Source organism: Erwinia sp. ErVv1, from assembly GCF_900068895.1.
Taxonomy (GTDB): Bacteria; Pseudomonadota; Gammaproteobacteria; order Enterobacterales; family Enterobacteriaceae; genus Erwinia.
Genome location: NZ_CDPK01000003.1, coordinates 276808 through 289417 on the forward strand (window position 1 = coordinate 276808; position 12610 = coordinate 289417).

At 55.9% G+C, this 12610-nt stretch carries 8 protein-coding genes; 1 reads left to right on the plus strand and 7 read right to left on the minus strand.

Going from position 1 to position 12610, the window contains the following annotated elements; genetic code table 11:
* Positions 1 to 1040: 1040 nt before the first annotated feature.
* From A1830_RS05480 to pncB, 4 genes are all read right to left on the minus strand, one after another.
* Positions 1041 to 2231 (minus strand): amino acid aminotransferase, encoded by a 1191-nt coding sequence (locus tag A1830_RS05480; RefSeq protein ID WP_067702884.1) that lies wholly within the window; start codon positions 2229 to 2231, stop codon positions 1041 to 1043.
* 315 nt (positions 2232 to 2546) lie between these two features.
* Positions 2547 to 3719, minus strand: a complete 1173-nt coding sequence (locus A1830_RS05485) for a porin (RefSeq protein WP_067702887.1) — start codon at positions 3717 to 3719, stop codon at positions 2547 to 2549.
* A 299-nt stretch (positions 3720 to 4018) separates the two neighbouring features.
* On the minus strand, positions 4019 to 5419 hold the full coding sequence (asnS, locus tag A1830_RS05490; protein ID WP_067702890.1) for an asparagine--tRNA ligase: 1401 nt from the start codon (positions 5417 to 5419) through the stop codon (positions 4019 to 4021).
* 175 nt (positions 5420 to 5594) lie between these two features.
* On the minus strand, positions 5595 to 6815 hold the full coding sequence (gene pncB / locus A1830_RS05495) for a nicotinate phosphoribosyltransferase (protein ID WP_067702900.1): 1221 nt from the start codon (positions 6813 to 6815) through the stop codon (positions 5595 to 5597).
* A gap of 247 nt (positions 6816 to 7062) precedes the next feature.
* Between pncB and pepN the strand changes: the two genes are divergently transcribed.
* Positions 7063 to 9678, plus strand: coding sequence for an aminopeptidase N (pepN, locus tag A1830_RS05500; RefSeq protein ID WP_067702903.1), 2616 nt, complete (start codon positions 7063 to 7065; stop codon positions 9676 to 9678).
* Positions 9679 to 9878: 200 nt separating this feature from the next.
* Here pepN and ssuB read toward each other — a convergent pair whose 3' ends face one another.
* The 3 genes from ssuB to ssuD are packed head-to-tail and all read right to left on the minus strand — an operon-like array spanning position 9879 to position 12608.
* Complete coding sequence (gene ssuB, locus A1830_RS05505; protein WP_067702906.1) at positions 9879 to 10667, minus strand: aliphatic sulfonates ABC transporter ATP-binding protein; 789 nt, start codon at positions 10665 to 10667, stop codon at positions 9879 to 9881.
* Positions 10664 to 11455, minus strand: coding sequence for an aliphatic sulfonate ABC transporter permease SsuC (ssuC, locus tag A1830_RS05510; protein ID WP_067702910.1), 792 nt, complete (start codon positions 11453 to 11455; stop codon positions 10664 to 10666). Before ssuC ends, ssuB begins: the two co-directional genes overlap by 4 nt.
* A gap of 7 nt (positions 11456 to 11462) precedes the next feature.
* On the minus strand, positions 11463 to 12608 hold the full coding sequence (ssuD, locus tag A1830_RS05515; RefSeq protein ID WP_067702913.1) for an FMNH2-dependent alkanesulfonate monooxygenase: 1146 nt from the start codon (positions 12606 to 12608) through the stop codon (positions 11463 to 11465).
* Between the last annotated feature and the right edge of the window lie 2 nt (positions 12609 to 12610).

The window sequence follows — 12610 nt, forward strand, 5'->3', positions numbered from 1 at the left end:
ATCCCTGCTGCCCTCGCCTGGCCCTCCGTCTTCGCCGCAGCGCTGCGGATTGCCCGTCACCCGCAGGGATTATCCACCTCTCAGGCTTCTGAGCCGCTTTGTTTGAAACCGTATGACTTTCCGCAGGCTACTGAGTCGCTTTTGGTGTACACGTTCAAATGTCTACAGATATCTTAACCACTTCCAGTTAGGCCGTACTAACGCGTAGGCTTTTGAGCCGATTTTAAGCAAACCGGCTTTCTTGTTTGCCTGGTCCTATTCTTTTTCTAACCTGCTGAAGGGTTCCCTGTAACACCCTAAACCGCTGTTGCTCTCAACCAGTACAATGCGAAGGAGCAGGTGAGTGGTGCCCCAATCTTTGTCGCACCGGACACCGTCCGCAGGCGACGGCTCTAAGCCTTTAGCACGGAAGTTGTCTTACTTGTATAGTTATGTTTGTTTGAACCACAGGCGAATGATCTCCTGTAACCCCTGAAACTGCCGTTACCCGCAGCCAGTTTAGGCAAAAGGAGCAGGCGGGTGGGGCCCGGTGACAGGCAATCCGCAGCGCTGAGTGAAGAGAGTAAGACCCGGATGGGCCAGCAGGGATGCTGGCACAAGGGCATGCCGGGACAGGGATGTCCCGTCATGCCCGGTCCGAAAGGTCGACGAGCNACCCGGATGGGCCAGCAGGGATGCTGGCACAAGGGCATGCCGGGACAGGGATGTCCCGTCATGCCCGGTCCGAAAGGTCGACGAGCGGAACGAAGGAACCGCGCCACGCGCGGCGCGAGGACCGCCAGGCACCGGGCCCCACCCGTTGGCGACACCCCCACCCGTTGGCGACACCCCCACCCGTTGGCGACACCCCCACCCGTTGGCGACACCCCCACCCGTTGGNCCCGTTGGCGACACCCCCACCCGTTGGCGACACCCCCACCCGTTGGCGACACCCCCACCCGTTGGCGACACCCCCACCCGTTGGCGACACCCCAGCCTTTGCCGCACCGGGCCCCACCTGCAGGCGACACCCCCAGCCTTTGCCGCGTACCGTAATGCCCTTAAAGAACCGCCACGATGGCTTCGCAAAGCGGTGACATATTATCCGGCGTCATCCCCGCAACGTTAACGCGGCCGGAATTAACCGCATAAACGCCAAACTCCTCGCGCAGGCGAATCACCTGATCTTTACTCAGGCCGCTGAATGAAAACATACCGTTCTGGCTGATGATAAAGCGGAAATCGCCTTTCGCGCCTTTCTCCTGCAGCGTATTCACAAACAGCTGGCGCATACGGTGGATACGCTGGCGCATATCGGTCAGCTCCTGCTCCCAGATGGCACGCAGCGCCTTATTGCTCAGAATGGTGGCTACCACCGCTGCGCCGTGTGCTGGCGGGTTAGAATAGTTAGCCCGGATAGTATATTTAACCTGGCTAAAAGCGGTAGTGGCAACGGCGGCGTCGCTGGCGACAAGGGTCAGCGCCCCGACGCGCTCATTATACAGGCCAAAATTCTTCGAATATGAGCTGGCGACCAACAGCTCCTGATGGCTGGCAGCGAAAATACGCAGGCCTTCAGCATCTTCCTCCAGACCACGGGCAAAGCCCTGATAGGCGAAGTCAAACAGGGGCAGCCAGCCGCTGGCCTGGGAAGCTTCAGCCAGTGTTGCCCACTGTTCGGCTGAAGGATCAACGCCGGTAGGGTTATGACAGCAGCCGTGGAAAAGTACGATATCACCCGCTTTTGCGCCACGCAGAGTGCTTAGCATACCGTCGAAATCGAGCGAATGTGTGGCCGCATCGTAATACTGATATTCGCAGACCTCCAGACCAGCAGCCTCGAAAACATTTTTATGATTCGGCCAGCTTGGATTGCTGATCCAGATACGCTTTGCGCCAGTCTGGGTCGAAATAAAATCGGCTGCTACGCGAAGCGCACCGGTGCCACCGGGTGTCTGCGCGGTACGCGCGCGCTGGCTGCTGATGACCGTACTTTCTTCGCCGAAAAGTAGCGCCTGAGTGCAGCGGGCAAAATCGGCCAGTCCATCAATGCTCAGATAGTTTTTAGTCTTTTCGTTTTCCAGCAGGTGCTGCTCAGCTTTTTTTACGCTGGTCAGCACGGGCGTATTACCGGTTTCGTCTTTATAGACGCCAATGCCGAGATTGATCTTATTTGGACGATCGTCGGCGCGAAAAAGATCGGCTAAACCAAGGATGGGGTCGGCGGGTGCTGCTGCAATGCGTTCAAACATAGTCAAATTCCGTTAGCGTCATCTGAAACGAAGTGTGCATCCAGATTACCGCCTGAGGGCACAAAATGCCAACCGTTTGCGGGGGAAAACAGGGGAAGTAAATTTATTCATGTCAGCACCAGTGGATAATAAATTGCTCGCTTTTCACGTTAGGCTGACAGATATCGGGCGATGGGCGGGACGTGTTGTATTTAATTGAAGCGGTATGATATGGAGCGCGAGCGCCAATTCTTCTGTCTTGCGGAACAAATAAAAATGGGGCCGAAGCCCCATTTAATGACAGCGCGGAGATGAGCAGGCCATCCCGCAGAGCAATTAGAACTGGTAAACCAGGCCTACTGCTACGGTGTCATCGGTGTTCAGACCCAGAGGGTTGTTGTCTTTCAGCAGGTTGATCTGATAGTCAACGTAGGTAGACATGTTTTTGTTGAAGTAGTAAGTCGCACCAACGTCAGCGTATTTGATCAGGTCAGCATCGCCAATACCGTTGCCGATGTCTTTGCCTTTAGACTGAACGTAGCCCAGTGAAGGACGCAGGCCGAAATCGAACTGGTACTGTGCAACCAGCTCAATGTTCTGTGCTTTGTTAGCAAAAGAACTGATGCTGCCGGTCTGATTGTTGCTGAACGTTACCTGAGAGCTGGTAAACGGCGTAGCGTTACGCGTTTCACCGTACATTGCAGCCAGGTAAACGCTGTTAGCGTCATACTTGATGGCCGTTGCCCATGCTTCAGCGCGCTTGCCTGCACCATTGTTAATGGTGACGTCGTTGCCATTTGCGTCAAGTACCGCATTGCCGCTGCTGTCATTCAGAGTACGAACGCCAGAGGCCTGAGCGTTGGTACGGTCATAGGAACCATAGGCACCGGACACGCCCAGACCCACTGGTGAGGTGTAGCTGGTAGAGATGGCGTAGCCATCACCGTTTGAACGACGGGTATCGTCACGGTCGTTTTTACCCTGATACTGGAGAGCGAAGTCCCATCCATCAACCAGGCCAAAGAAGTTAGTATTACGATAGGTCAGGACACCAGTGGTACGGCCACCCAGGATACCTTCGTCGGTATAAGCTGAGTCACCGCCGAATTCTGGCAGCATATCCGTCCAGCCCATTGGATCGTACAGCAGGCTGTAGTTACGGCCATAATCGATTGAGCCGTACTGAGCGAATTTCAGACCGGCGAAGCCCAGACGCGTCTTGTTACCGCTCTGCGCATCAGAACCTTCAGAATTGTTGGCGTTAAAGTTGTATTCCCACTGGCCGTAACCGGTCAACATATCGTTGATCTGCGTTTCGCCTTTAAAACCAAAACGAACGTATGACTGATCGCCATCATTGCTGTCGTTATCAGAAAAATAGTGCAGACCAACCGCTTTACCGTACAGGTCCAGCTTGTTGCCGTCTTTATTATAAATTTCTGCTGCATTGGCTGCGCCTGCTGCTAAAAGTGCCGGGATAACCAGTGCCAGAATGTTGCGCTTCATCATTTTTATTACCCTCATTGGAGTTATTTGGACNCCTGCCACTGCCGTCAACAATTCTTTACAGAACCCCGAAGAGAGTTTGGTGTCTTCCTGTGTCTGCACGCATCTTTCCATTCGCAGCGCGGTTAATCTAGCCCGAAAATGCTACTAATCTCGTATTCTGGTTACAATTAGAAAATATGTATTACAAGATGTAAAAATCACTGAACTTTGTGAAGCATCTCATGATTTACAAAAATAAAAAAAGGCCAGCGAGGCTGACCTTATTTATATATATGAATTTCTTATATTTAATGCTGAAATCAGAAGCTGGCGTTGCGCGGCGTACGTGGGAACGCGATAACATCTCTTACATTTTGTACGCCAGTGACATAAGCGATTAAACGTTCGAAACCTAATCCGAAACCTGAATGCGGTACGGTGCCGTAGCGACGCAGATCGCGATACCAGGAATAATCTTCTTTATTGAGTCCCATTTCGGCCAGGCGCGCATCCAGAACGTCCAGCCGCTCTTCACGCTGTGAACCCCCGATGATTTCACCAATGCCCGGAGCAAGAACGTCCATAGCCGCAACGGTCCGTCCATCATCATTCAGGCGCATGTAGAAGGCCTTAATGTCTTTAGGATAGTTTTTGACGACTACCGGGGCTTTGAAGTGTTTCTCAGCCAGGTAGCGTTCATGTTCGGAGGAGAGGTCAATGCCCCAGGAAACGGCATTCTCAAACTTCTCGCCACAGGCAATGAGAATCTCTATGGCGTCGGTGTAATCGACCTGAGCAAAATCCGTCGTTACAAATTGTTCCAGGCGAGAAATGGCTTCTTTGTCTACGCGCTCTGCGAAGAAAGCCATATCATCGGCACGCTCATTCAGGACCGCTTTAAACACGTATTTCAGCATCGCCTCAGCCAGCGCTGCGTTATCTTCCAGATCGGCAAACGCCACTTCCGGCTCCAGCATCCAAAACTCGGCCAGGTGGCGGCTGGTATTGGAGTTCTCCGCGCGGAAAGTTGGGCCAAAGGTATAGATTTTGGAAATCGCACTGGCGTAGGTTTCGCCATTAAGCTGACCGGAGACGGTCAGAAAGGCTTCTTTGCCGAAAAAGTCTTCGTCGAAATTGACTTTACCTTCTGGCGTACGCGGCAGGTTTTCAAAGTCCAGCGTCGATACGCGGAACATTTCACCGGCACCTTCGGTGTCAGACGCGGTAATCAGCGGGGTGGAAACCCAGAAAAAGCCCTGCTCATCAAAGAAGCGATGCAGCGCCTGGGCCAGAGTATGGCGAACGCGGGCTACGGCACCAATCAGGTTGGTGCGTGGGCGCAGGTGGGCGACTTCGCGCAGATACTCAATACTGTGACGTTTTGCCGCCATGGGATAGGTATCAGGATCGTCAACCCATCCGACGACCTCAACGGCAGTGGCCTGGATTTCAAAGCTTTGACCTTCACCCGGTGACTCAACAACTTTTCCGGTGATCGCCACCGAACAGCCGGTAGTCAGGCGCAGGACTTCATCCTGATAATTATTCAACGCATTATTGACGACAGCCTGGACGGGATTAAAGCAGGAGCCGTCATACACGGCAATGAAGGAAATACCGGCTTTTGAATCTCTTCTTGTACGCACCCAGCCGCGTACGGTGACTTCACTGTCAACCGCGACCCGGCCATGCAGTACATCCGCTACAGGCACAACGCTCATAAAAGTCTCTCACTATTATTCAGAAGGGGAAGTTATTACCCTAAATTGGGGTGATGCTATGTTACTTGCCGACTGGCGAGACACAAGAAGAATTCGTTATCGGGTGGGAGATTTCTTAACGAAAGAGAGAAGGATAAGAGAAGAGGGGAGACCTCTTCTCTTAATGACGCGAGGATTAACTGGCTTTCTTGACCAGCGGCAGATCAAACGCCTTGCGCAGGGCGCGAACGAAGGCTTTATCCTGACAAATTGTTTTGCCCGGGCTGTCGGAGAGCTTAGCGACCGGTTTGCCGTTGCACTCCACCAGCTTAATAACAATATTCAGCGGCTTAACCTGAGGGATGTCGCAGGTCAGGCGGGTGCCGATGCCAAAGATGACGTCTGCCCGTTGCCCAAAATGCGCATAGAGATCGACCGCTTTTGCCAGATCGAGGTTATCCGAGAACACCAGCGTTTTGGTTTTCGGATCGATGCCCAGCGTTTCATAATGGGCGATCGCTTTTTCACCCCATTCAACCGGGTCGCCGGAGTCATGGCGCAGACCCTGATAACGGTTAGCAAACGTCTGGCCAAAGTCGCGCAAAAAGGCATCCATGGTAATGCAGTCGGTCAGTGCGATACCCAGATTATCAGGGTACTCATCAAGCCACGCCTGGAGAGCCGCGCGCTGGCTGTTTGCCAGCACCGGACTAATCTGCTGATGGGCCTGAAACCATTCATGCGCCTGGGTTCCCACCGGCGGTAGCGCCAGACTGCGCGCAACATCATAGTTGCTGGAGCCGACCAGCCAGGGGACGTGCTGCTTAAGCGTGCTGACAATCGCGCGCTGCACGTCGCCCGAGAAGCGGCGGCGCGTGCCAAAATCCATCAGCTTAAAGCGCGACATATCCATCGAATCGGTCAGCCTGCTGAAATCAGCCAGCTTGCTGTTCAGACGGTCAACCGCCATGGCGGTCTGCACCCCTGGGGATCGGTGGCGATGGACCACTTCGCTTATCAGCGCCAGCAGGGGGACTTCCCACATGATGACTTCAAGCCAGCTTCCGCTGATGCGGATATCCAGCTTGCCGTGATGGTTGCGAACGCGTACCTGGCTGGGATCGTAACGAAACTGCTTTAGCCAGGTGAGATAATCCATTTTGAAAAAAGGCAGCTCTGCCAGATAGTTTGCTTCGTCGCCGGTCAACGCCAGCGTGCGCATCATGTCGATTTGTTCTCTAATTTCATCGGCATAAATACCCAGCAAATCGTCACCCCGGCAGCGGAATTCCGCCACTACGGGGACGTTCTGGTAACGATGGAACACTGCCTGTTGCATGTGCAGCTTGTAGGCATCCGTATCAAGCAACGTCGTCAATATCGGGGAATCATGTCGTGTCATGGTGCGTTTCAGCATCCTCTGGCGAAGAGCGTTATCCCTGGTTCAAAATAGTAAAGACGCAGGAGTATAACGTGAATCCTCATTTATTGAACTTAATCACAGCATAAATCATCGGTTCAGGTCGAGGGCAATCTGTGCGCTTGTTAATGAAATGTGTATTTAGGGCGCATTATTTCTGTCGGGACAGGATTGTACGTGGCAACATGTCGCTAACAGGAATAGACTTGAAATGATTAACTAATTGTCGACGTGAGAACGCCCTATGACGCAACTGCCGCAAGCCAAAAATCGCCATGATTACCGTGCACCCGATTATACCATCACCGATATTGACCTGACGTTTATCCTGGATGCCAGCACAACGCAGGTCACCGCCATCAGCCAGATCAAACGGCTGAATCCGGCGGCAGGTGAATTACGTCTTGATGGCGAGAATCTGACGCTCATTTCGCTGACGATCGACGACACCCCCTGGCCGCACTATCGCCAGGAGCCGGATGCGCTGTATATCAGCCAGCTTCCCGACGCATTCACTCTGAAAATCGTCAACGACATTCATCCGGATCAAAATACCGCGCTGGATGGCCTGTACAAATCCGGCGATGCGCTCTGCACCCAGTGCGAGGCCGAAGGCTTTCGCAATATCACCTGGTACCTTGACCGGCCGGACGTGCTGGCGCGTTTTACCACCACCATCATTGCTGAACAAACACGCTATCCCTTCCTGCTCTCTAACGGTAACCGCGTAGATGGCGGCCAGATGGAAGACGGGCGTCACTGGATGAAGTGGGAAGATCCTTTCCCTAAACCCTGCTATCTGTTTGCGCTGGTCGCGGGCGATTTCGATGTGCTGCGCGACAGCTTCAGAACGCGCTCTGGCCGCGACGTCGCGCTGGAGATCTTTGTCGATCGCGGTAATCTCGATCGCGCCGACTGGGCGATGACCTCGCTCAAAAACAGCATGAAATGGGACGAGGAGCGTTTCGGTCTGGAGTACGACCTGGATATCTTTATGATCGTCGCCGTCGATTTCTTTAATATGGGTGCGATGGAAAATAAGGGCCTCAACGTCTTTAACTCCAAATACGTGCTGGCGAAGGCGGAAACGGCAACCGATAAAGACTATCTCGGCATTGAAGCGGTGATCGGTCACGAATATTTCCATAACTGGACCGGCAACCGCGTCACCTGCCGCGACTGGTTCCAGCTCAGCCTGAAAGAGGGGCTGACGGTGTTCCGCGATCAGGAGTTCAGTTCCGATCTGGGGTCGCGTGCGGTCAACCGCATCGACAACGTACGCATTATGCGTGGCGCCCAGTTTGCTGAAGATGCCAGTCCGATGGCGCATCCGATCCGTCCTGAGCAGGTGATCGAAATGAACAACTTCTACACCCTGACGGTGTATGAGAAAGGTTCAGAAGTGATCCGCATGCTGCACACCCTGTTGGGTGAAGAGAACTTCCAGAAGGGCATTCAGCTCTACTTCGAGCGCCACGACGGCAGCGCAGCCACCTGCGATGAATTTGTGCAGGCGCTGGAGGACGCATCCAACGTCGATCTCTCCCAGTTCCGTCGCTGGTACAGCCAGTCCGGCACGCCGGTGCTGACCGTGCGCGATGACTACAACCCTGAACTGGAGCAGTATACGCTGCACGTCACCCAGGTGACGCCGCCGACGGCCGATCAGAAAGAGAAGCTGCCGCTGCATATTCCGCTCGATATCGAACTGTACGATGCCGAGGGCAGGGTGATCCCGCTTCAGCACAATGGGCATCCGGTGCATCACGTACTGAACGTGACGGAAGAGTTCCAGTCGTTCGTTTTCGATAAAGTCTACTTCCAGCCGGTACCCTCTCTGCTGCGCGAATTCTCTGCGCCGGTGAAGCTGGAGTATAACTGGAGCGATGCGCAGCTCACCTTCCTGATGCGTCACGCACGTAATGACTTTGCCCGCTGGGATGCGGCACAGAGCCTGCTGGCAATCTATATTCGTCTCAACGTTGCACGCTATCAGCAGGGCCAGCCGCTCTCTTTGCCGCTCCACGTTGCCGATGCTTTCCGCGCCGTGCTGCTGGAAGAGAACAGCGATCCGGCGCTGATGGCGCTGATCCTCTCGCTGCCGGGCGAGAATGAAATTGCCGAGCTGTTCGAGATAATCGATCCACAGGCAATTTCCGACGTGCGCGCCGCGCTGGTGCGCCTGCTGGCAACCGAACTGGCTGACGAATGGCTGGCGATTTATAACGCGCACCATACTCTGACGTATCGGGTTGAACATGCTGACATGGCGAAGCGCGCGCTGAAAAACGTCTGTCTGGGCTATCTGGCCTTTGGCGACGAGGCGCTGGCGGAAAAAGTGGTTACCGCGCAGTTTGAGCAGGCGAATAATATGACTGACTCGCTGGCTGCTATGTCGGCGGCGGTGGCAGCCGGGCTGCCCTGCCGGGATGCGCTACTGGAAGCCTTTGACAACCGCTGGCATAAAGATGGCCTGGTGATGGATAAGTGGTTTGCCCTGCAGGCGACCAGCCCCGCGCCGGACGTCTTGAGTCAGGTTAAGGCGCTGCTCGGACATCGATCCTTTACCCTGAGTAATCCAAACCGTATTCGATCGCTGATCGGCGCATTTGCTTCCGGCAATCCGGCGGCGTTCCATGCGGCCGACGGCAGCGGCTATCAGTTCCTGGTTGAGATTTTAACCGATCTGAACACCCGTAATCCGCAGGTGGCCTCCAGAATGATTGAGCCGCTGATCCGTCTTAAACGCTACGATGCGTCGCGTCAAACGCTGATGCGCCAGGCGCTGGAACAGCTACAGGGGCTGGAGAAGCTCTCAGGCGATCTTTTCGAGAAGATAACCAAAGCGCTCAATGCCTAAGGGTCGGCGCTAGCCGACGGCGGAATTCACTAAAAACGCCAAACCGCCGCATCCCTGTCAGCATGACTGACCGGGAAGCGGCGGTTTTTTTATTTAAGGAGGGATTGGTGCTGTGTGAGACCCGCCCGCGACCGGATAAGATCCTAATCCTCACGACTGTCGTCCTGCTGCCCGGGTGTGGCATCTAAGATGCGCACGCTTTATCGCTGTGCGTAATGCTTTTCTGCTTCGGCAGGCGAGCGCTTCATCACCCGGTCCAGCACCTTCGCTTCCAGCTCTGCCAGCCTGACGGAACCTTTACGGCGAGGGCGGGGCAGATCGATGGTTAAATCCAGCCCAATCTCTCCCTCTTCGATCAGCAGCACACGGTCTGCCATTGCCACCGCTTCGCTGACGTCGTGGGTGACCAGCAGCACGGTAAAATGGTGCTTCTGCCACAGGGATTCGATCAGGTCCTGCATTTCAATGCGCGTCAGGGCATCCAGCGCCCCCAGCGGCTCATCCAGCAGCAGCAGACCGGGACGGTGGATCAGCGCACGCGCCAGCGCCACACGCTGCTTCTGGCCGCCCGACAGTGCCGCAGGCCACTCTGCTGCGCGCTCTGCGAGGCCCACAGCCTCCAGCGCCTGCCGCGCCGCCTCTTTCCAGGCGCGCCCTTTAAGGCCCAGCCCGACGTTATCAATTACGCTTTTCCACGGCAGCAGGCGCGCATCCTGAAACATCAGCCGGGTGTCGTCTTTCGCCTGGCTAAGCGGCGCACTGCCGGCTAAAAGTGCGCCGGTCGAGGTCTTTTCCAGTCCGGCCAGCAGGCGCAGCAGGGTGCTTTTACCGCAGCCGCTGCGTCCGACTACCGCCACAAACTGGCCGGAGGGGATATGCAGATTAATGTCATTCAGCACCGTACGACCATTGTACTGCTTGCTTACGCCGTTAATCGCCAGAGGCGTTCCGGCATTAAGACGCGCGGGAGAGGTGTTAACGTCACTCATGCGAAATCCTCCTTCAGTTGATAAGCGGGATGCCAGCGCAGCCACCAGCGTTCAAGCAGCAGCGCGCTGACGTCGGCCAGCTTGCCCAGCAGGGCGTATAAAATAATGGCGACCACCACCACATCGGTTTGTAAAAACTCACGGGCGTTCATGGCCAGATAGCCAATCCCGGAGTTCGCTGAGATGGTTTCAGCCACGATTAGCGTCAGCCACATCAAACCCAGCGCGAAGCGTACGCCAACCATAATTGACGGCAGCGCGCCCGGCAGCACCACCTGAATAAACAGACTCCAGCCAGAAAGCCCATAGCTGCGTGCCATCTCCACCAGCCCCCGGTCAATATTGCGGATGCCGTGATAGGTGTTGAGATAAATGGGGAACATGGTGCCGAGGGCCACCAGGAAAATTTTGGCCGATTCGTCGATGCCGAACCAGAGGATAACCAGCGGGATCAGCGCCAGATGCGGAACGTTACGCAGCATCTGAATTGAGGTGTCCAGCAGACGCTCCCCAAGGCGGGACATGCCGGTTATCAGGCCAAGAATCAGCCCGATGGACCCGCCGATGCCGAAACCAACGGCCGCTCGCCAGCTGCTGATGGCCAGGTGCTGCCACAGCTCACCGCTGACCGTCAGGTGCCAGAAGGTCACCACGATCGCCTCCGGCGAAGGCAAAATTCGGTTAGAGAGCCAGCCGGTTTGTGAGGCAATCTGCCACACCACCACCAGCGCGATCGGCAGCGCCCAGGGAATAAGCTGATTGTTGATACGCTTAAGCTGCTTGTTCATGGTTACCTCAGCTCTGGGAGACTTTTTGTGGGGCAAAATCATGGGCTACCGCTTCGCCGTGAGCGACGACGGCCCGGGGCTGGGGAATTTCTGGCACCTCAAGATCCAGGTGGGGGAACAGCAGTTCACCCACGCGGTAAGCTTCCTCAAGGTGCGGATAGCCGGAGAGAATGAAGGTTTCAATGCCCAGGTCGGCATACTCCTGCATCCGAGCGGCTACCGTTTCGCCATCCCCCACCAGTGCCGTTCCGGCACCGCCGCGCACCAGTCCAACGCCGGCCCAGAGGTTGGGACTGATTTCCAGCTTGTCCCTGCGCCCTCCGTGCAGGGCCGCCATACGCTGCTGGCCGACGGAGTCCGTTCGCGCCAGCGCGGCCTGCGCTCTGGCGATGGTGGCATCATCCAGATGGGAGATCAGGCGGTCGGCGGCGCGCCAGGCTTCTTCATTCGTCTCGCGGACGATCACATGCAGGCGAATGCCAAATTTAACGCTACGGCCCTGCGCCGCCGCTTTGGCGCGGACCTGCTCAATCTTCTCTTTGACCTGCGCGGGGGGCTCGCCCCAGGTCAGATAGACATCGACCTGTTCGGCGGCCAGATCCTGGGCTGGCTCTGAGGAACCGCCAAACCAGAGTGGAGGACGCGGCTGCTGTACTGGCTTAAACATCAGGCGCGCACCGCGCACCCTGACGTGTTTACCTTCATAGTCCACCGTCTCGCCCTCCAGCACGCGACGCCAGATGCGGGTAAATTCCGCCGATTCTTCATAGCGCTCACGATGATCGAGGAACACGCCGTCACCGGCCAGCTCGTCGGCATCGCCGCCGGTGACCAGGTTGAACAGCGCGCGACCATTCGATAAACGGTCAAGCGTGGCGGCCTGACGGGCGGCCTGGGTGGGTGAAATCACGCCGGGGCGCAGCGCCACCAGAAAGCGCAGCCGCTGGGTGACCGGGATCAGTGATGCCGCGACCAGCCAGGCATCTTCACAGGAGCGTCCGGTAGGGATCAATACCCCACCAAAACCCAGCCTGTCCGCAGCCTGCGCAACCTGTTGCAGATAGCCGTGATCGACCGGGCGTGCCCCTTCGGCGGTGCCCAGATAGTGACCATCACCGTGGGTAGGAAGAAACCAGAAAACGGAAAGACTCATCG

What these genes read in the sequence shown, in the direction of transcription:
- A1830_RS05480 (WP_067702884.1), bottom strand. Translation starts at nt 2,231, where the DNA reads ATGTTTGAACGCATTGCAGCAGCACCCGCCGACCCCATCCTTGGTTTA.
- A1830_RS05485 (WP_067702887.1), bottom strand. Translation starts at nt 3,719, where the DNA reads ATGATGAAGCGCAACATTCTGGCACTGGTTATCCCGGCACTTTTAGCA.
- asnS (WP_067702890.1), bottom strand. Translation starts at nt 5,419, where the DNA reads ATGAGCGTTGTGCCTGTAGCGGATGTACTGCATGGCCGGGTCGCGGTT.
- pncB (WP_067702900.1), bottom strand. Translation starts at nt 6,815, where the DNA reads ATGCTGAAACGCACCATGACACGACATGATTCCCCGATATTGACGACG.
- pepN (WP_067702903.1), top strand. Translation starts at nt 7,063, where the DNA reads ATGACGCAACTGCCGCAAGCCAAAAATCGCCATGATTACCGTGCACCC.
- ssuB (WP_067702906.1), bottom strand. Translation starts at nt 10,667, where the DNA reads ATGAGTGACGTTAACACCTCTCCCGCGCGTCTTAATGCCGGAACGCCT.
- ssuC (WP_067702910.1), bottom strand. Translation starts at nt 11,455, where the DNA reads ATGAACAAGCAGCTTAAGCGTATCAACAATCAGCTTATTCCCTGGGCG.
- ssuD (WP_067702913.1), bottom strand. Translation starts at nt 12,608, where the DNA reads ATGAGTCTTTCCGTTTTCTGGTTTCTTCCTACCCACGGTGATGGTCAC.